This window comes from Phyllobacterium sp. RCAM01083, from assembly GCF_055685835.1.
In genome coordinates, this window is the sequence record NZ_JBVFZN010000002.1 from 313,353 (window position 1) to 331,985 (window position 18,633).

17 protein-coding genes are annotated in these 18,633 nt (G+C 62.3%); 8 read left to right on the forward strand and 9 right to left on the reverse strand.

Going from position 1 to position 18,633, the window contains the following annotated elements; genetic code table 11:
* Positions 1-11: 11 nt before the first annotated feature.
* Positions 12-1,700 carry an AMP-binding protein gene (locus ACZ25R_RS01420; protein WP_472459767.1) on the reverse strand — a complete coding sequence of 563 codons (1,689 nt, stop codon included), beginning with the start codon at positions 1,698-1,700 and terminating at the stop codon, positions 12-14.
* Between the two features lie 62 nt (positions 1,701-1,762).
* On the reverse strand, positions 1,763-3,520 hold the full coding sequence (locus ACZ25R_RS01425) for an ABC transporter ATP-binding protein (protein WP_472459768.1): 1,758 nt from the start codon (positions 3,518-3,520) through the stop codon (positions 1,763-1,765).
* A 38-nt stretch (positions 3,521-3,558) separates the two neighbouring features.
* Between ACZ25R_RS01425 and ACZ25R_RS01430 the strand changes: the two genes are divergently transcribed.
* From ACZ25R_RS01430 to ACZ25R_RS01460, 7 genes are all read left to right on the forward strand, one after another.
* Positions 3,559-3,897: a hypothetical protein gene (locus ACZ25R_RS01430; RefSeq protein ID WP_472459769.1), complete on the forward strand. Its 339-nt coding sequence runs from the start codon at positions 3,559-3,561 to the stop codon at positions 3,895-3,897.
* A gap of 71 nt (positions 3,898-3,968) precedes the next feature.
* Complete coding sequence (locus ACZ25R_RS01435) at positions 3,969-4,238, forward strand: hypothetical protein (protein ID WP_464664386.1); 270 nt, start codon at positions 3,969-3,971, stop codon at positions 4,236-4,238.
* Positions 4,239-4,488: 250 nt separating this feature from the next.
* Positions 4,489-7,203, forward strand: a complete 2,715-nt coding sequence (mgtA, locus tag ACZ25R_RS01440; protein ID WP_472459770.1) for a magnesium-translocating P-type ATPase — start codon at positions 4,489-4,491, stop codon at positions 7,201-7,203.
* A 72-nt stretch (positions 7,204-7,275) separates the two neighbouring features.
* Positions 7,276-7,578: a hypothetical protein gene (locus ACZ25R_RS01445; protein ID WP_472459771.1), complete on the forward strand. Its 303-nt coding sequence runs from the start codon at positions 7,276-7,278 to the stop codon at positions 7,576-7,578.
* A gap of 39 nt (positions 7,579-7,617) precedes the next feature.
* Positions 7,618-8,109 carry a DUF2493 domain-containing protein gene (locus tag ACZ25R_RS01450; protein ID WP_464664383.1) on the forward strand — a complete coding sequence of 164 codons (492 nt, stop codon included), beginning with the start codon at positions 7,618-7,620 and terminating at the stop codon, positions 8,107-8,109.
* Between the two features lie 21 nt (positions 8,110-8,130).
* On the forward strand, positions 8,131-8,850 hold the full coding sequence (locus ACZ25R_RS01455) for an MgtC/SapB family protein (RefSeq protein WP_464664382.1): 720 nt from the start codon (positions 8,131-8,133) through the stop codon (positions 8,848-8,850).
* Positions 8,851-9,042: 192 nt separating this feature from the next.
* Positions 9,043-9,759 carry a L,D-transpeptidase gene (locus tag ACZ25R_RS01460; RefSeq protein ID WP_472459772.1) on the forward strand — a complete coding sequence of 239 codons (717 nt, stop codon included), beginning with the start codon at positions 9,043-9,045 and terminating at the stop codon, positions 9,757-9,759.
* A gap of 41 nt (positions 9,760-9,800) precedes the next feature.
* Here the strand turns inward: ACZ25R_RS01460 and ACZ25R_RS01465 are convergent, their stop codons facing one another.
* Entirely contained in the window at positions 9,801-10,223 is a 423-nt protein-coding gene (locus tag ACZ25R_RS01465; RefSeq protein WP_472459801.1) for a MerR family transcriptional regulator, read from the reverse strand.
* Between the two features lie 70 nt (positions 10,224-10,293).
* On the opposite strand from ACZ25R_RS01465, the gene ACZ25R_RS01470 reads away from it, so the two are divergent.
* Positions 10,294-12,558: a heavy metal translocating P-type ATPase gene (locus ACZ25R_RS01470; RefSeq protein WP_472459773.1), complete on the forward strand. Its 2,265-nt coding sequence runs from the start codon at positions 10,294-10,296 to the stop codon at positions 12,556-12,558.
* A 35-nt stretch (positions 12,559-12,593) separates the two neighbouring features.
* Here ACZ25R_RS01470 and ACZ25R_RS01475 read toward each other — a convergent pair whose 3' ends face one another.
* From ACZ25R_RS01475 to ACZ25R_RS01500, 6 genes are all read right to left on the reverse strand, one after another.
* Positions 12,594-13,277, reverse strand: a complete 684-nt coding sequence (locus tag ACZ25R_RS01475) for an ABC transporter ATP-binding protein (RefSeq protein WP_472459774.1) — start codon at positions 13,275-13,277, stop codon at positions 12,594-12,596.
* On the reverse strand, positions 13,277-14,026 hold the full coding sequence (locus ACZ25R_RS01480) for an ABC transporter ATP-binding protein (RefSeq protein WP_472459775.1): 750 nt from the start codon (positions 14,024-14,026) through the stop codon (positions 13,277-13,279). The genes ACZ25R_RS01475 and ACZ25R_RS01480 overlap by 1 nt, the downstream gene beginning before the upstream one ends.
* Complete coding sequence (locus ACZ25R_RS01485) at positions 14,019-15,002, reverse strand: branched-chain amino acid ABC transporter permease (protein WP_472459776.1); 984 nt, start codon at positions 15,000-15,002, stop codon at positions 14,019-14,021. The genes ACZ25R_RS01480 and ACZ25R_RS01485 overlap by 8 nt, the downstream gene beginning before the upstream one ends.
* 8 nt (positions 15,003-15,010) lie before the next feature.
* Entirely contained in the window at positions 15,011-15,931 is a 921-nt protein-coding gene (locus ACZ25R_RS01490; protein ID WP_346305739.1) for a branched-chain amino acid ABC transporter permease, read from the reverse strand.
* A 76-nt stretch (positions 15,932-16,007) separates the two neighbouring features.
* Positions 16,008-17,144, reverse strand: a complete 1,137-nt coding sequence (locus ACZ25R_RS01495) for an ABC transporter substrate-binding protein (RefSeq protein ID WP_130272211.1) — start codon at positions 17,142-17,144, stop codon at positions 16,008-16,010.
* Positions 17,145-17,214: 70 nt separating this feature from the next.
* On the reverse strand, positions 17,215-18,633 hold the full coding sequence (locus ACZ25R_RS01500; protein ID WP_472459777.1) for a 3-hydroxyacyl-CoA dehydrogenase NAD-binding domain-containing protein: 1,419 nt from the start codon (positions 18,631-18,633) through the stop codon (positions 17,215-17,217).

Below are 18,633 nucleotides of genomic sequence, written 5' to 3' on the forward strand. Positions count from 1 at the left end.
CCCACTGCCACTCAGGCGGTTTTTGCCTCCATGAGGCCCAGCTCGTCGATCATGGCCTGCCGCATGATGAACTTCTGGATCTTGCCCGTCACGGTCATCGGATAGTCCTCGACGAAGCGGATATGGGCTGGCACCTTGTAGTGGGCGATCCTGCCCTTGCAGAAGTGCAGCACGTCATGCTCGCTGAGGCTGGCGCCGGGCCGCACCTTGATCCAGGCGCACAGGCATTCGCCGTACTTGCTGTCCGGGATGCCGAACACCTGCACGTCGGCGATGCCGGGATGAGTGTAGAGAAACTCCTCGATCTCGCGCGGATAGATGTTCTCGCCGCCCCGGATCACCAGATCCTTGATGCGCCCGACAATGTTGCAATAGCCCTCCGCATCGATGGTTGCGAGATCGCCGGTGTGCATCCAGCGGGCGGCGTCGATGGTGGCTGCGGTATTGGCATCATCGCCCCAATAGCCGCGCATGACGCTGTAGCCGCGGGTCAGAAGCTCACCGGTAACACCAGGCGCGACAATGGCGCCATCCGCATCGATGATCTTGACCTCGACATGCGGATGAATGCGCCCAACCGTCGAAACGCGCCGTTCCAGCGGGTCGGTGGCGGAACTCTGGAAGCTGACCGGACTGGTCTCGGTCATCCCGTAGGCGATGGTGATTTCGCCCTGGTGCATGTCGTGGATGACTTTGCGCATCACTTCGATGGGGCAGGGCGAGCCTGCCATGATGCCGGTGCGCAGGCTGCTGAGGTCGAAGGCTTTGAAGTCGGGATGCCCGAGTATGGCGATGAACATGGTCGGCACGCCGTGCAGTCCGGTGCACTTCTCGGCCTCCACCGTCTGCAGCACCGCCAGCGGATCGAATGCCTCGCCCGGTATGACCATGCAGGCGCCGTGGGTCAGGCAGGCAAGGTTGCCGAGAACCATGCCGAAGCAATGGTAGAAGGGCACCGGGATACACAGGCGGTCGATTTCGGTGAGGCGCATCGCCTCGCCGATGAAGAAGCCGTTGTTGAGAATATTGTGATGACTGAGCGTTGCGCCCTTTGGGCTGCCGGTGGTGCCGCTGGTGAACTGGATGTTGATCGGGTCGTCGAACTGCAGCACGGCGGCCAGCGCCTGCAGCTGTTCGATGGCTTGCGCTGTGGCTGCCTGTTCGAGATCGGCGAAGTTGAGCATCCCCGGCGTCTTGTCTGCGCCCAGTCGAATGACGGTCCGCAGCGTCGGCAGCTTCGCTGAGCGGAGTTCGCCGGGCGCGCAGCTGTCCAGTTCCGGGGCGATCTCGCGCAATATGTCGAGGTAATTGCTGGTCTTCAGGGCGGGCGACAGGATCAGCGCGGCACAGCCGACCTTGTTGACGGCATATTCAAGCTCGTGCGAGCGGTAGGCCGGATTGATGTTGACGAGGATGAGCCCGGCCTTGGCGGTGGCGAACTGGGTCAGCACCCATTCCAGATTGTTGGGTGACCAGATGCCGATGCGGTCACCGGGTGTCAGGCCGAGGGCGATGAGGCCCGCTGCGACGGCGTCGACGCGCTGCTTCAGTTCGGCATAGCTCAGGCGCACATTCTGGTGGCGGACCACAAGGGCGGGACGGTCGGGAAACCGCCCAGCGATATGGTCAAAATGCCGCCCGATCGTTTCGCCGATCAGCGGCTGGCTGCATGCACCGTGAACGTAGCTTTCCCTGATCATTGATTGCTCCTCCCAAAGCGTTCAGCAGATGGAGCATACGTTTCTGACCGGCGCTGTAAAGTTCAGGCTTTCCCGTTCACCCGGTCGAGCAAGATTTCCGCGCCCGCATCGCCGAACTGCACCTGATAGAGCCGCTTGTAGGCGCCGCCTGCGGCAAGCAGTTCGCTGTGGCTGCCCTGTTCCAGAATCCGGGCATCATCGACCACGACGATACGGTCGGCGTTGCGGATCGTCGCCAGCCGGTGCGCGATGACCAGGGTCGTGCGGCCCTGCGCCAGTTCGGCGAGGGATGCCTGGATTTCGCGCTCCGTCTGCGTGTCGAGCGCCGATGTCGCTTCATCGAGAATGAGGATGGGCGGGTTTTTCAGGAACATGCGGGCGATGGCAAGCCGCTGCTTCTGGCCGCCCGACAGCTTGACGCCGCGCTCGCCGACAATGGTCGCAAGCCCGGCAGGCAGACCGGCTATCATTTCGTCGAGGCGGGCGCGCCGGGCCGCAAGCGCAATGTCTTCATCCGACGCATCGAGGCGGCCATAGGCGATGTTCTCGCGGATGGAGCCGCCGAACAGGAAGACATCCTGCTGCACGACGCCGATCTGGCTGCGCAGCGAGGCGAGCGTCATGTCGCGGATGTCGATGCCGTCAACGGTGATCGCGCCGGAGTCGACCTCGTAGAAGCGCGGAAGCAGCGAACAGAGGGTGGTTTTCCCCGCACCGGAGGAACCGACAAAGGCAACGGTCTCACCTGCCCTGATCTCCAGATCGATAGCGTGCAGCGCTGCCCTGCCGGCGGTGTAGCCGAAATTCACCTTGTCGTAGCGGATATTGCCCTTGAGCCCGTTGACATCGGCGGCACCGGGCCGGTCGGCGATATCGGGCTCGGTGTCGAGAAGCTCGGTGTAGCGCTTGAACCCGGCAATGCCCTTCGGATAGGTCTCGATCACCGAGTTGATCTTTTCGATCGGCCGCACGAACACCGTCACCAGAAGCAGGAAGCTGACGAAGCCGCCGTTGGAAAGGCTGCCGGTGATGACGAAGTAGCTGCCCGCGATCATCACGATCAGCTGGATCAGCCGCATGCTCATATAGTTCAGCGAGGTGCTTGCCGCCATGATGCGGTAGGCGCTCAGCTTGGTTTCCCGGTAGCGGGCATTGTCATGGGCAAAGAGATCGCGCTCATGATCCTCGTTGGCAAAGGCCTGCACGACGCGCATGCCGCCGACATTCTCCTCGATGCGGACATTGAAGTCGCCGACACGCCGGTAGAGGCTCTGCCAGTTGCGGGTCATGCGCCCGCCATAACGGCTGGCGACCCATGCAACGAAGGGAACGATGGCCAGTGTCAGCAGGGCAAGATGCGGATTGATGAGGAACATCAGCAGGAATGCGCCGATGAAGGTCATGATGGCGATGAACAGATCTTCCGGGCCGTGATGGGCCACTTCGCCGATCTCCTCGAGGTCCTTGGTCACGCGGGCGACGAGATGGCCGGTCTTGTGGTTGTCGTAGAAGCGGAAGGAGAGCTTTTGCAGGTGATCGAAGCTCTTGCGGCGCATCTCGGTTTCAATGTTGATGCCGAGCTTGTGCCCCCAATAGACCACGACCGCCGTGAGGCCGGAATTGAGGAGATAGACAGCAAGCAGTCCGGCCGCCGCCAGAAGAATGTAGCTCCAGTTTTCGCCGGGCAACAGCACATCGATGAAGGCGCGCACGGCCATGGGAAAGCCGAGTTCCAGCAGGCCGGAGAGGACAGCGCAGGAGAAGTCCAGCGCGAACAGCCCTTTGTAGGGCGCGTAATAGGCGAAAAAACGTTTGATCATGGGCACGTATGGCGAGAACCGGAAGCTCTCTGGCTTGAATGGAACTGTTGGGGGAAGCGTTAGCACGCCGCTCCCCCATAAGCGAACATGTTTTGCGGGCGCTGGATGCCGGGCAGGCCGATTTGGGGCCGGAATTCAAGCCGTTGCAGCCGGTACGATCAATTTCACGCGACAAAAATCGCAATGGCCAAGCTTTCTGGTTGACAACCCGCATCAAGCAGGCGTATCGCGGTTTTGCCTGGGTTACCCAGGTCATTTTTCAAATCACAAAGAAGACGATGGACAGCAAATCTAGCTGCGCCCTGACTGCCGTTGATGCGGGAGGCCGGGCGCTTGAAACAACTAACGAGCAGGACTCGATCCGGTACACCGGATGAGCAACGTTAGGGCCTAGGGCTCCACCGTCGCTCACCCCCGGCCGGATCGCTTCCGGTCAATGAGGTGAGCCATGAACATCACGTTCGCAACTCTTCCAGGCGTTCGCGCCTTCGCCAACCGCGCCCGCGGGCGGCTTGCCGTGCAACGGAACAGCGTTTCCGCAGCACCCCAGAAACAGCATCTTTTTTCCAATCTGCAGGCGGATTGGCGCGTCAATCCGGTCAATGGCCGGCTTGAAATGCGCTGGCATGCCGACAATGAGCCGCCCGCACCCGCTTTGGACCCGGTTGAAAAACTCGGGATGGTGCTGGCGGTCTATCAGTCGGGCCGCATGATCTGACCGCTGTTTTGCCAAACGCCGCGCAGGCGCCTTCGGGCCATCGGGTGCGGCATGAAGGAGTATCCCATGGACGACTATCCTAGTAGGCCCGCCGTGCTGCCGGTGACCGGCAAGCATGGCGGGCGACCCCAAAGAGCAAATTCCCCAAAACCGACCGTGGACGTGACGGCTCGGCACGGCTTGTTGCGCCTGAATTTCAGGTGATCCGGAGCTGGTGTCGCTGTCGCGCAAAGCGGCAGGAGACCAGAAAATGAACGTCATTCTCAAGAATTCCGCATTGAATGCGGAGAAGAAGGACAGCCGCAAGCTGTCCATGCGGGCTGTACGCGAAGCCCAGAACGATATCGACATCACCCTTGCCAAGGTCAAAAGCCACCGCAACGGCCTGACGATCCGCGATGCATCGGAACGCCTGGCCAAGGACGGGGCAAACGAGGTCGCCCATGACCGGCGCCCGCATGCGCTGCTCCAGTTCATGTCGGCTTTCAAGAACCCCTTCATCATGGTGCTGATCGTCCTCGGCCTGATCAGCGCTTTCACGGACTGCTGGCTGCCCATGCAGAACGGTGACGCGCCGGACCCGACCAAGGTGATCATCCTTACCGTTATGATCCTGGCCAGCGGCATCATGCGCTTCGTGCAGGAATACCGCTCCGGCAAGGCGGCCGAAGCCTTGAAGGCGATGGTGCGCACGACGGCCACGGTGCTGCGCCGGAACCGTGCGACGACCCCGCCAGAAATGCTCGAAATTCCGATGCGGGAACTCGTGGCGGGCGACGTGGTGCGCCTGTCCGCCGGTGACATGATCCCGGCCGACGTGCGCCTGATCGAATCGCGCGATCTCTATGTCAGCCAGGCGGTCCTGACCGGCGAAGCCATTCCCGTCGAAAAATACGACACGCTCGGCGCGGTTGCCGAGAAGTCGGCGCTGGGCATTGCCTCGGATCAGACCGACATGCTGGATGTTCCCAATATCTGCTTCATGGGCACCAATGTGGTCAGCGGCACCGCGACGGCTGTCGTCGTGGCGACGGGATCGCGCACCTATTTCGGTTCGCTTGCCAAATCCATCGTCGGTTCGCGGGCGCAAACCGCCTTCGACCGCGGCATCAACAGCGTCAGCTGGCTGCTCATCCGCTTCATGCTGGTCATGGTGCCTGTCGTCTTCCTGATCAACGGTTTCGTCAAAGGCGACTGGCTGGAAGCTCTGCTGTTCGCGCTTGCGGTTGCCGTCGGCCTGACGCCGGAAATGCTGCCGATGATCGTCTCGTCCAACCTGGCCAAGGGCGCCGTTGCCATGGCCCGGCGCAAGGTCGTGGTCAAGCGCCTCAACGCCATCCAGAATTTTGGTGCCATGGACATCCTGTGCACGGATAAAACAGGCACGCTGACCCAGGACAAGATCATCCTCGAGCACCACGTCGATGTCTATGGCAAGCGCGACGAGAATGTGCTGCGCCTTGCTTGGCTCAACAGCCATCACCAGAGCGGCATGAAGAACCTGATGGATCAGGCCGTGCTGCGCTTTACCGATGCATCGGCCGACAACATGCGGACTGCCGCCTTCTATCGCAAGGTCGACGAGATGCCGTTCGATTTCATCCGCCGGCGGCTGTCGGTGGTGGTCGAAGGCGTGGCCGGCGAGCACCTGCTGGTCTGCAAGGGCGCCGTAGAGGAAATGCTGGGTATTGCCACCCGCATGCGCGACGGGAACGATGTCCGCGCGCTCGACGACACCAGCCGCAAGGCACTGGTTGCCATTGCCCGCGCCTACAATGAGGACGGATTCCGTGTTCTGGTGGTCGCCACCCGGGAAATCCCGGCGGGGGACACCAAGGCGCAATACGGCATTGCGGATGAAAGCGAGCTGATCGTCGAAGGTTTCCTGACCTTCCTTGACCCGCCCAAGGAAACCGCCGGACCGGCAATTGCTGCACTTGCCGAACATGGCGTCGCGGTCAAGCTGCTGACCGGCGACAATGAGGTGGTCAGCCTCAAGATCTGCCGTGAGGTCGGGCTTGAAGCCGGGGTACCGCTGCTTGGCCGCGACATCGAGAAGCTGGACGACAGCGCGCTGCGCCTGCTCGTGGAAGAGCGCGTCGTCTTCGCCAAGCTGACGCCGCTGCAGAAGTCGCGGGTGCTCAAGGCCCTGCAGGCCAATGGCCACACGGTCGGCTTCCTCGGCGACGGGATCAACGATGCTCCGGCGCTGCGCGATGCGGATGTGGGCATTTCCGTCGACAGCGGTGCGGATATCGCCAAGGAATCGGCCGATATCATCCTCCTGGAAAAGAGCCTGATGGTGCTCGAAGAGGGCGTGATCAAAGGTCGCGAGACCTTCGGCAATATCATGAAGTACCTGAACATGACGGCGAGTTCCAACTTCGGCAACGTGTTCTCGGTGCTCGTGGCCAGCGCCTTCATCCCGTTCCTGCCGATGCTGGCGATCCATCTGCTCATCCAGAACCTGATGTACGATATCTCGCAGCTGGCATTGCCGTGGGACCGGATGGACAAGGAATTCCTCAGCAAGCCGCGCAAGTGGGATGCGAGGAACATCGGCCGCTTCATGCTGTGGATCGGACCGACCTCGTCGATTTTCGACATGACCACCTTCGCCCTGATGTGGTTCGTCTTCGCCGCCAATGCGCCCGAGCATCAGTCGCTGTTCCAGTCCGGCTGGTTCATCGAGGGGCTTCTGTCGCAGACGCTGGTCGTGCACATGCTGCGCACGCAGAAGATTCCCTTCATCCAGAGCACGGCGGCCCTGCCGGTCATGCTGATGTCGATCCTGGTGATGGGCCTCGGAATCTATGTGCCGTTCTCGCCGCTCGGCACGCTGGTCGGGTTGCAGCCTCTGCCCTGGAGCTACTTCCCCTGGCTGGTGGCTACCCTGTTCAGCTACTGCGTCGTCGCCCAGACGATGAAGGCGATCTACATCCGCCGCTTCGGCCAGTGGTTCTGAACCGTCAAACAACGGGCGGCATTGGCCGCCCGTCATCCTCCCGTTCCGCAAGACCGCCAGAGGAGATCTGATATGGTCATGACCAATTCCATCCTGCACTTTCAGGCAGGCACACCACCCCATGATTCATGGGGTGGTGTGCCCAAACGCGGCTCGCTTTCGAAACGCCCGGAACCGCGCCGTTCCCGGATAAGGGATCAGTTCCTGCGATGGCTCTGCTGGCTTCTGGCCGTGACGGGGCAGGGATTGTTCTGGCTTGCCACGCGGCTGCACCGCCGGGGCTTTCTCAATCGCAGGCGCAGCTGGCGCCTCATCCAGTGGTCGTCCTCCCTGAACCAGAGCGCCATCCGCATCATGCGGCGGGCACGCTGGTAGCGCGCCTCCCATTTCAACACAGACTGCAAGGAGCACATCATGCGCCTTTTGATTTCCGGCGGCCGGCATTTCGATGTCGCCGAAGCCATTCTCGACGAACTGAACCGCATCCATGCGGCCTGCCCGGTGACGGTGCTCATCCATGGCGGTCTTCCCGCCTTGGGATCGGTGGCCGAGGACTGGGCCCGGCAGAACGATGTCCATATCGTCCGCTATCCCGCCAACTGGTCGCTGCTGGGCAAGCAGGCCGACACGAAGCGCAACCGCTTCATGCTGGAAGACAGCCGTCCCGATGCGCTGCTGGCGTTTCCCGGCGGCAGGCATCTGCAGGAACTGGTGCAGCAGGCCCGTGCCAGGCATATTCCGGTGATCACGGCCCGAAGCCTGGAGCGGTCTTCCGACGGCGAGGCCGGGGCGCAGGCGGATCATTGCGCCGACAGTCCGGAGGGTGACATGCCGTGCCAAACCGCCTGTCTGGCGATGACAGGGACTGTCATCATTGTTAACCGGAGAAATGCTAGCCTCGCATGACGAGCCAGCTGCGGTGACCCCATGAAGTTCATACAGACATTCGATCTCTACCCCTTTCTCGATACGACCATCAGCTTCGTCGCCGCCTTCATCTTCGGCACGCTGATTGGCGCGGAGCGCCAGTACCGGCAGCGGACGGCCGGGCTGCGCACCAATGTGCTTGTCGCTATTGGTTCGGCGGCCTTCGTTGATCTGGCGCAGCGGATTGCCGGGACGACGGAAGCCGTCCGGGTGATTTCCTATGTGGTTTCCGGCATCGGCTTTCTCGGCGCGGGCGTGATCATGAAGGAAGGGATGAACGTGCGGGGGCTGAACACTGCGGCAACGCTCTGGTGTTCGGCGGCGGTGGGTGCCTGTGCCGGCACGGACATGCTCGCCGAAGCGGCGCTGCTGACCGTGTTTGTGCTTGCCGGCAATACGCTGCTGCGCCCGCTGGTCAATGTCATCAACCGCATCCCCATCAGCGAACAGGCGGCGGAGGCCACCTATGAGGTCAAGCTGATATCGACCCGTTCTGCCATGCCGACCATGCGCGACCTCCTGGTCGAACGGCTTGAAGAGGCGGATTATCCCGTCAGCGACGTCGAAATCACCGATCAAGGCGATGACGAGACCGTGGAAATCGTGGCCACGCTGGTCAGTACGGCGATCGATCCCGATGAGATCGACGCGGTGATTGCCCATATGGAAAAGCAGCACGGCATTTCCCACGGAACGTGGGAGGGCAGCACAAAGGACTAGGGTAATGTTGCATTATCACGCAAGTTTACAGCCTGATATATACTGTGATCATAATGCAACAGTGCCACAGACATTGCGTTCTGCCTTGTTTTTGACACACGGTTGCCGCGATCCGTTTTAAAAGGATAGGGGCAAGCGGTGACCACGACCGCCTGTCCGCCCCGCCTGTTCCATCGTTTGAAAGCATACAGAATGTCATCCCTCGTTTCGCGCCGGTCATTCCTGACCGGCCTGTCGCTCCTTGGCGTTTCAGCCGTCGCTGCCTGTGCCCAGTTGCCCAAACAGTCGCTCGATCTTGCCGGTTCGCAGGATGCCGTGCCGGCGGACAAGCCGGTGCCCGTCGAGGTAGCCGCACCGGCACCGGTAAAGCCCGACTACATCAGCATGTATCAGGCGGTCGAAGAGGAGGGCTACAGGCTGCCGGCGATACCCTTTGCCAAGGTCAATGAAAAATTCCTGCGGCAGGTCGTCGACGATCCGACAGGGGAGAAGCCCGGCACCATCGTCGTCAACACCGTCGACAAGTTTCTCTATCTGGTTCTGAAGAACGGCAAGGCCATGCGCTATGGTGTCGGGCTCGGCCGGCAGGGTTATTCCTGGAAGGGCCGCGCCATTGTCCAGTGGAAGCGCAAGTGGCCGACCTGGACACCGCCATCGACCATGATTTCACGCGATCCGAAGCTGGAAAAATGGCGCCAGGGCATGCCGCCGGGTGTCCACAATCCTCTGGGTTCGCGAGCCCTCTATATCTTTCAGGGTGGTGTCGACACGCTGTACCGCATTCACGGTTCGCCAGACTGGAACTCCATCGGCAAATCCGCCTCGTCGGGCTGCGTGCGCATGTTCAATCAGGACGTGATGGATCTCTATGAGCGCGTCCCCGGCAAGGCCCCATTGCTGGTCATTTGACCGGCTGAGCTATCAAGGCCGCAGCCGGTTGCGACTGCGGCCTAGTGTTGCGCATGCGCGCATTTGCCGTGATCGGCCAGAATTTCGATGACGCGGCATTCGGCAACGCGGCCGTGCCGGCATCCCTCCACCATCAGTTCCAGCTCGGCCTTCAGCGCATTCAGGCTGCGGATGCGCTGCTCAACCTCGATGAGCCGTGCATTGGCAATGCCGTCAGCGGTTTCGCAGGACTGGTTGGGATCATCCTGCAGGTGCAGCAGGGTGCGGATGGAGTCGATCTCGAAGCCGAGCTCGCGCGCGTGGCGGATGAATGCCAACCGGCGGATATCCGTGTCTTCATAGTGCCGCCGGTTGCCGTCGGTGCGCGCCGGCGCCGCCAGCAGCCCGATCTGTTCGTAATAGCGGATGGTCGGCACTTTGACGCCGCTGCGCCTTGCTGCTTCGCCGATCGAAATTTCTTTCAACATTTCGCTTGCTCCTCTAGTCGCTAGAGCATGTAGCCTTGCCGGCAACAGAGTCAAGAGAGGTTGAAACATGACAGCAGCGCCAACGCAAACCCGCTTCCGGGTCGAGGGCATGGACTGTGCAAGCTGTGCGGCCAAGATCGATACGGCGGTGCGCCGGTTGCCTGGCGTGGCCGACATTTCCGTGTCGGTGACGGCGGGCACGATGACGGTCAAACACGACGACACCGCCGATCTCGGTGTTCTGGAGAAAAAGGTCAACGGCCTTGGCTACAAGGTTTCGCCGCTGACAGCCAAGAGCCCGGCGCCCGTGGCGGCACCGTCATGCAGCGGGCATGACCATGCCAACCACAACCACGCGGAGCATGATCACCACGACCATGACCATGCGGGCCACGATCATTCCGGGCATGACCATGCGGACGCAAGCGCGGCTGTCGCCGCTGCTCCGGTGCAAAGCGCCGGGCCGGCCCGCTGGTGGCAGAGCCGCAAGGGCTTTCTGACCATCGTCAGCGGCCTCGCCCTTGTCGCGGCCTATGCCGTCGGCAAGCTTTATCCGGATATCGCCAACGGAGCCTTTGTCGTGGCGATGCTGGTCGGGCTGGTGCCCATTGCCCGCCGCGCGCTGATGGCGGCGCGTTCCGGCACGCCCTTCTCCATCGAAATGCTGATGACGGTCGCAGCTATCGGCGCGGTGATCATTGGCGCGGGTGAAGAAGCCGCCGCCGTGGTCTTCCTGTTCCTGATCGGGGAAATGCTTGAAGGCGTTGCCGCCGGCCGTGCCCGCGCCAGCATTCAGGGTCTCGCCGATCTTGTCCCCAAAACCGCGCTGGTGGAGCGTGGCGGCAACACGGTCTCGGTTCCTGCCGATGCGCTTGCCATTGGCGACATCATTCTGGTGCGGCCGGGTGACCGTATTCCCGCCGATGGCGACATCACCGAGGGAACAAGCGAGATCGACGAAGCGCCGGTCACGGGCGAAAGCACGCCCAAGCGCAAGAATGCCGGTGACGCGGTCTTTGCCGGGACCATCAACACCGACGGTGTCCTGCGCATCGCGGTCACCGCGACGGCAAGCGACAACACCATCGCCCGGGTGATCCGTCTCGTCGAGGAAGCACAGGAAAGCAAGGCGCCGACGGAACGGTTCATCGACGGCTTCTCCCGCTACTACACACCGGGCATCATGGTTGTCGCGGCGCTTGTCGCCGTCGTCCCGCCCTTGTTCATGGGCGGCATCTGGAGCGAATGGGTCTATAAGGGCCTTGCCATTCTCCTGATCGGCTGCCCCTGCGCGCTGGTCATCTCGACACCGGCCGCCATTGCCGCCGGCCTCTCCGCCGGTGCGCGGCGCGGCCTGCTGATGAAGGGCGGTGCCGTGCTTGAAACTTTCCGCAAGGTGACGGCCGTCGCCTTCGACAAGACCGGTACCCTGACCGAAGGCAAGCCTGTGGTCACGGATATCGTTTCATTCGGCCTGCCGGAGCGGGAAGTGCTGTCGCTGGCCGCCGCGCTCGAAACCGGTTCCAGCCACCCTCTGGCGGTGGCCATTCTCGACCGGGCCAAGGCGGATGCCGTGGCCATTCTTCCTTCCACCGCGGCAAAGGCCGTTTCGGGCAAGGGGGTCGAGGGAACCGTTGGTGGCAAGGACGTGTTCCTCGGTTCGCCGCAGGCCGTCGCCGCAACCGCGCCGCTCAGCGCGGAACAGACGGCGTCCATCGCCGCGCTGAATGACCAGGGCAAAACGGTTTCCCTCGTGGTTGTCAATGGCAAGCTTGCGGGCCTGCTGGCCATGCGCGACGAGCCGAGGGCCGATGCGGAGCGCGGTCTTGACGTGCTGAAAGAGCAGGGCATCAAGGCTGTCATGCTGACCGGCGACAACAGCCGCACCGCGAAAGCCATTGCCTCCAAGCTGGGGATCGAGCCGAGGGCGGAACTGCTGCCACAGGACAAGCAGCGGATCGTCGGCGAGATGCAGCGCTCGGGCCTGACCGTTGCCAAGGTCGGCGACGGCATCAACGACGCTCCGGCGCTTGCCGCGGCCGACATCGGCATTGCCATGGGCGGCGGCACGGATGTGGCGCTTGAAACCGCCGATGCGGCCATCCTGCATGGCCGGGTGATCGATGTCGCCAACATGATCGACCTGTCGAAAACGGTGATGAGCAATATCCGCCAGAATATCGGCGTTGCGCTCGGCCTGAAGGCGGTCTTCCTGGTGACGACGATCATCGGTCTGACCGGTCTGTGGCCGGCGATCCTTGCCGATACCGGCGCGACGGTGCTGGTGACGGCCAATGCCATGCGGCTTCTCGGCTGGAAGGGCCGCGCGTAAGATATGATATGTGCGGCCTCCCGTCGAGGAGGCCGTCAGACGCCGAGATAACGATCCTGAATCGCGCCGGTCAATTCGGCCGGCACACCGCTCCAGACGGTGCGGCCCCGCTCAAGCACAAAGCAGCGGTCGGCCACCGGCAGAAGTTCGGACAGGGTCTTGTCGACGACCAGAATGGACTGTCCCTGCCGCTTCAAGGCGGCGATGGCCTTCCAGATTTCCTGCCGGATAACCGGCGCAAGGCCCTCTGTTGCCTCATCGAGGACGATCAGCTTCGGGTTGGTCATCAGGGCGCGCGCCACGGCAAGCATCTGTTGCTCGCCGCCCGACAGCGAGTTGGCATATTGCCCGGACCGCTCCGCCAGGCGCGGGAAGAGGGCATTGACCTCCTTGATGGTCCAGAATCCCTTTCGCGCCGAAGCCAGCAGATTTTCCGCCACCGTCAGATTGGGAAAGCAGCGCCGTCCTTCCGGCACCAGACCCAGCCCAAGCCGGGCAATGCGATAGGGTTTTGCCGCCGAAATATCGGCGCCGGCGAAACGGACCGTGCCGTGGCGCAGCGGCGAGAGCCCGAAGATCGAGCGGATGGTGGTGGTCTTGCCCATGCCGTTGCGTCCCATCAGCGCAACGGCTTCGCCTTCCGCCATCGCGAGATCGACGCCGAAAAGCGCCTGCGACGCGCCGTAGAAAGTCTCGACCCCGTCAAGTTCCAGCAGCATCAGACGCTCTCCCCGAGATAGGCTTCGCGCACCAGCGGATTGCGGCGGATGTCGTCGACCGTGCCGGTGGCGATGATGCGGCCATAGACCAGCACCGAAATGCGGTCGGCGAGGGCAAAGACCGCATCCATATCGTGTTCGATCAAAAGGATCGGCGCCTCGTGCCGCAGCGTGTCGAGAAAGGCGGTGAGGCGTTTCGAGCCTTCCGGCCCCATGCCCGCCATCGGCTCATCGAGCAGGAAGGCTTTCGGACCGAGCGCCAGTGCAATGGCAATTTCCAGCTGCCGCCGCTCGCCATGGGAAAGTTCGGCGCTGGGTATATCGGCCCGCTCAAGCAGTCCCACCCGGCCGAGCATGTCGCGCGCGGTGTCCTTGAGCGATGCGTCGGTCATGACAGGCTTCCAGAAACGGAAACTCGAACCCTGATTGGCCTGCACGGCCAGCATGACATTGCGCAGTGCCGAAAACTCGGGCGTCAGCGACGAGATCTGGAAGGTGCGGCCGAGCCCCAGTTGCGCGCGGTGCGAGACGCCAAGCGCCGAGACATCCCGGCCCATGAAATGGATGGAGCCGCTATTGTGCTTCAGCGTTCCGGCGATCTGGTGGATCAGTGTCGATTTTCCCGCACCGTTCGGGCCGATCAGCGCATGGATTTCGCCAGGATGAAGATCAAGGCTGACATCGTCGGTGGCCTTCAGGGCGCCGAAGGATTTGCACAGGTTCCGGATGCTGAGGACGGGTTCAGCCATGACGCACCTTCCCGGCCAGAAGCCCGACGAGACCGCCGCGCCCGAACAGGACGACGGCAAGCAGAATGAGGCCGAGGAACAGCTGCCAATGCTCCGTCAGCCCGCCGAGGGCAAATTCGAACAGCACGAACAGGATGGCGCCGGCGACGGGCCCGAAGAGACGGCCGGTACCGCCCAGTATGATCAGCACGATGAGTTCGCCGGACATGCTCCACGACAGCATGGAGGGGCCGACAAAGCGGTTGAGATCGGCAAACAGCGCACCGGCAATGGCGGTGATCATGCCCGACAGGATGAAGGCGACGAGGCGGATGCGCAGCGGCCTGATGCCGATGGACGCCACCCGCACCTCGTTCTGCCGCGTGGCCTGCAGCGCCGCACCGAAGCGTGAGTCCCTGAGCCGGGAGAAGGCGAACAGCGCCAGCAGGAGCAGGCCATAGGCGATCAGGAAGAAGCTGAGGGGATTGATCGTGTTCACCCCGGGAAATCCGTTGCGCATGGTGATCGACAGGCCATCCTCGCCGCCATAGGCGGGCCACGAGATGGCGAAATAGTAGATCATCTGGGCAAAGGCGAGGGTGATCATGATGAAATACACGCCGGAGGTGCGCAGGCTGATCAGGCCGATCAGCTGGGCGGCGAGACCGGCGACGGCAGCGCTCACCAGCCAGATCACCGGCATCTGGTTTGTCGCCATGATCACGACGGGGGCGGTGAGCAGCGGGGTCTGGTTGAAGGCATGGGTGGCAAAGATGCCGGCGGCATAGCCGCCGATGCCGAAAAAGGCTGCATGGCCGAAGGAGACAAGGCCGCCAAGGCCGAGCGCGAGGTTCAGCCCCACCGCGGCAAGCGCAAGAATGGCAATGCGGGTGGCAAGGGTCACGTAGAACGGCTCGCCCATGCCATGGGCCGCAAGGGCGCAGGCCGGCACGATCAGGGCAAGGGCGATATTCACAAGGCGTTCGCGATCAGCCATTCCGTCCCTCACGCATTGACCGCAAAGAGGCCCTTCGGCCTCACTGCCAGAATGAAGGCCATGACGATGTAGATGAGCATCGAGGCGATGGCTGCGCCTGCCGTGGCCGCCTGTGACGGCTGCATGAACAGGGCGAAAAGCTGCGGCAGCAGAAACCGGCCCATGGTATCGACCACGCCGACAAGAATGGCGCCGGCCAGCGCGCCCTTGATGGAACCGATGCCGCCGATGACGATGACGACGAAGGCGAGGATGAGCACCGGTTCGCCCATGCCGACCTGCACCGATTGCAGCGCTCCGACAAGCGCGCCGGCGAGGCCGGCCAGCGCCGCGCCGAGGGCAAAGACGATGGTGTTGAGCGAAGCAATGTCGACGCCGAGCGCGCCAATCATTTCCCGGTCGGATTCACCGGCACGGATGCGCATGCCGAGCCTTGTCTTTGCGATCAGCAGATAAAGCCCGATGGCGACGATGAGACCGGCGCCGATGATGGCAAGCCGGTAAAGCTGGTACTGCCCGCCGCCCGGCAGGCTGATCGCGCCCTGCAGCACCTTCGGGATGTCGAGGTAAAGCGGAAAAGAGCCGAACACCCAGCGCGTGCCCTCGGAAAAGATCAGGATGAGCGCGAAAGTGGCAAGAACCTGATCGAGATGATCGCGGTTGTAGAGACGGCGGATCACCGTGACTTCGACAATGGCGCCTGCGGCGGCAGCGGCAATGAGGCTTGCCACCAGACCGAGCCAGAACGAGCCGGTATAGGCGGCAACCGCCGCGCAGGCGAAGGCCCCGACCATGTAGAGCGAGCCATGGGCAAGGTTGATCACGCCCATGACGCCGAAGATCAGCGTCAATCCGGCGGCCATCAGAAACAGCATGACGCCGAACTGCAGGCCGTTCAGGGCTTGTTCGATGAGGAGAGCCGAAGACAAGGTTCAATCCAATCCGATGAGACGATCACTGGCAGAAAGGGCGCGCGTTTTTTTCGTCCGCGCGCCCGTCCATCGTTCACATCTTGCAGCTGGCCGCATAGGCATCCTGATGATCGGTGAAGCTGGTGGCGACGATCTTGTTGGTGAGAACGCCGTCCTCCTTGATCACTTCACGCACATAGATGTCCTGGATCGGGTGGTTGTTGTTGCCGAACTTGAATTTGCCGCGCACGGAATCGAACTTGGCTTCCTTCAGCGCGGCCCGGAACGCATCCTTGTCCTTGACGCTGGCCTTGGCGACGGCCGAAAGGATCAGGTTCGCCGTGTCGTAGCCCTGTGTCGCATAGAGTGACGGCAGGCGCTTGTACTCGGCCTTGAAGGCCGCGACATACTTCTTGTTGGCCGCATTATCGAGGTCTTTCGACCAATGCGACGAGTTCTTCACGCCGATGGCCGCATCGCCGATGGCGCCGAGCACGTCCTGATCGAAGGAGAAGCCGGGGCCCATGACCGGCGTGGAAATGCCGGACTGCGAATACTGCTTCATGAAGGCGATGCCCATGCCGCCGGGCAGAAAGAAGTAGACGGAATCGGCGCCGGAGGCGCGGATCTGCGCGATCTCAGTGGCATAATCGGTCTGGCCGACCTTGGTGTAGAGCTCGCCTGCCAGCGCACCCTTGTAGAAGCGCTTGAAGCCGGTGAGAGCATCGGTGCCGGCGGGATAGTTCGGCGCAAGAATGAAGGTCTTCTTGTAATTGGCCGTATTGGCATAATTGCCCATGGCTTCGTGCAGGTTGTCGTTCTGGTAGGCGACGTTGAAATAGTTGGGGTTGCAGTTGGCACCGGCCAGCGCCGACGGGCCGGCATTGGTCGAGAGGTAGAAGGTGCCCTGGCCGACAACGCCCGGCACGACGGCCATGGCGAGGTTGGACCAGACGATACCGGTCAGGATGTCGACTTTTTCGCTCTGGACCATCTTGTCGGCGATCTGCACGGCAAGTTCCGGCTTCTGCGCATCGTCCTCGACGATGACCTTGATGTCCTTGTTGCCGGACTCCTTGATGGCGAGAAGGAAGCCGTCGCGTATATCGATGCCAAGGCCTGCGCCGCCGCCGGACAATGTCGTGATCATGCCGATCTTCACGGGTTCGGCCATGGCCTGACCGGCAAAAGTCAAACCCGCCATCAATGCCGCTGCTGCTATTCGTTTCATTGCGTCGTTCCCCTTATTTTATGGTTCATCTCAATTCTAAATTGATTCGCGATGCAAGTGCCCGTGCTGACTAACGCGTGGTTGTTGTGTCCTCCGCAAAGTCCGCCAGAGCGGGACAGGCATCATACCGCCCGGACGGGTGCATCCGGCCGCAGCGCTCCAGCGTGTTCGTGATCGCCGCGATCCCGAGCGCCTCCAGCATCTCGTGCGGGCCGTGGCGGAAGTTCAGGCCGTGTTTCAGCGCGGTATCGATTCCCGCCGTCGTGGCCAGTCCCTGTTCGAAGGCGAAAGCCGCCTCGTTGACCAGCATGGCCGCCACGCGCAGGAATATGAGCCCTGGCGTGTCCGTCACCTCGTGCAGTTCAACACCCAGCGATTTGGCCTGCAGCGCCATGGACCGGATATCGGCATCGCGCAGATCATACTGGGCGAAGGCGAGGGAAACGGGACCGCGCCACTGGCCGATCTGCCGGTCAAGCACGATGACCGGCTGGCGGCTGTCCGTGGACAGTTCGCGGGCCGTCCGCCCGTCGCTCAGATGCACGGCAACACCGGTGCGTGTTTCCAGCTGCCGCTTCAACTCGTCGACAGTGGATATGGAACTGTCACCGGGCAGCACATTGTCCTGACGCGGATAGGTGAAAAATCCGCTTCCGGTTTTGCGGCCGAGCCTGCCCTCGGTCTTCAGGTCTTCGAGAAGGCGTGACGGTTTGAAGCGTGGCGACCGGTCGAATCCCTGCCACACGGAGGCTGTTGCGGCGAGGTTGATATCCACGCCAACAAGATCGATCAGTTCGAACGGCCCGAGCGGAAAGCCGCCTGACGATGTGAGGCACATGTCGATGGTTGCTGCATCGGTAACGCGATCTTCCAGAAGTTGCAGCGCTTCGCCGTAAAAAGGCCGGGCACAGCGATTGACGAGAAAGCCGGGGCTGTCGCGCACCTCGACGGGCTGCTTGCCCAAGGTCTTGACAAGACCGGACAGCCGTTCGGCGATACCCGCTTCCGTTTGCGGACCGGCGACGACCTCGACCAGCTTCATCAGCGGGGCGGGGTTGAAGAAATGCAGCCCGGCAAAGCGCTGGGGATGCCGGATCGTGCGGGCAATCGCTTCGACGGAGAGGGAAGAGGTGTTGGTGGCAAAGAGGCAATCCGTGGCGCAGACCTTCTCCAGTGCCTGAAACAGATCTGCCTTGGCGTCCAGCGTCTCGATGATGGCTTCGATGACGAGATGCGCCGGCGCCATGTCCTGCAAGGTGTCGGCGATGACGATATTTCCGGCGCAGGCGTCGCGCTCGCCTTCCGTCGATTTGCCGCGGGCGATGCGCTGGCCGATATCGGCAAGGATCGCAGCCTTCGCCTTGGCGGCCATGCCGTCCTGCGTGTCATAGAGGATTGTCTGTATTCCGGATCGTGCCAGCAGATGCGCGATGCCCCGGCCCATGGTGCCTGCACCGGCAACGCCAACAATGTTGACCGGCTTGCCCAC

Excerpts from the sequence above, each read along its gene's own strand:
- ACZ25R_RS01475 (WP_472459774.1), bottom strand. The coding sequence starts at position 13,277 with ATGCTGCTGGAACTTGACGGGGTCGAGACTTTCTACGGCGCGTCGCAG.
- ACZ25R_RS01470 (WP_472459773.1), top strand. The coding sequence starts at position 10,294 with ATGACAGCAGCGCCAACGCAAACCCGCTTCCGGGTCGAGGGCATGGAC.
- ACZ25R_RS01480 (WP_472459775.1), bottom strand. The coding sequence starts at position 14,026 with ATGGCTGAACCCGTCCTCAGCATCCGGAACCTGTGCAAATCCTTCGGC.
- ACZ25R_RS01495 (WP_130272211.1), bottom strand. The coding sequence starts at position 17,144 with ATGAAACGAATAGCAGCAGCGGCATTGATGGCGGGTTTGACTTTTGCC.
- ACZ25R_RS01425 (WP_472459768.1), bottom strand. The coding sequence starts at position 3,520 with ATGATCAAACGTTTTTTCGCCTATTACGCGCCCTACAAAGGGCTGTTC.
- ACZ25R_RS01460 (WP_472459772.1), top strand. The coding sequence starts at position 9,043 with ATGTCATCCCTCGTTTCGCGCCGGTCATTCCTGACCGGCCTGTCGCTC.
- ACZ25R_RS01420 (WP_472459767.1), bottom strand. The coding sequence starts at position 1,700 with ATGATCAGGGAAAGCTACGTTCACGGTGCATGCAGCCAGCCGCTGATC.
- ACZ25R_RS01455 (WP_464664382.1), top strand. The coding sequence starts at position 8,131 with ATGAAGTTCATACAGACATTCGATCTCTACCCCTTTCTCGATACGACC.
- ACZ25R_RS01435 (WP_464664386.1), top strand. The coding sequence starts at position 3,969 with ATGAACATCACGTTCGCAACTCTTCCAGGCGTTCGCGCCTTCGCCAAC.
- ACZ25R_RS01450 (WP_464664383.1), top strand. The coding sequence starts at position 7,618 with ATGCGCCTTTTGATTTCCGGCGGCCGGCATTTCGATGTCGCCGAAGCC.
- ACZ25R_RS01445 (WP_472459771.1), top strand. The coding sequence starts at position 7,276 with ATGGTCATGACCAATTCCATCCTGCACTTTCAGGCAGGCACACCACCC.
- ACZ25R_RS01430 (WP_472459769.1), top strand. The coding sequence starts at position 3,559 with ATGGAACTGTTGGGGGAAGCGTTAGCACGCCGCTCCCCCATAAGCGAA.
- ACZ25R_RS01485 (WP_472459776.1), bottom strand. The coding sequence starts at position 15,002 with ATGGCTGATCGCGAACGCCTTGTGAATATCGCCCTTGCCCTGATCGTG.
- mgtA (WP_472459770.1), top strand. The coding sequence starts at position 4,489 with ATGAACGTCATTCTCAAGAATTCCGCATTGAATGCGGAGAAGAAGGAC.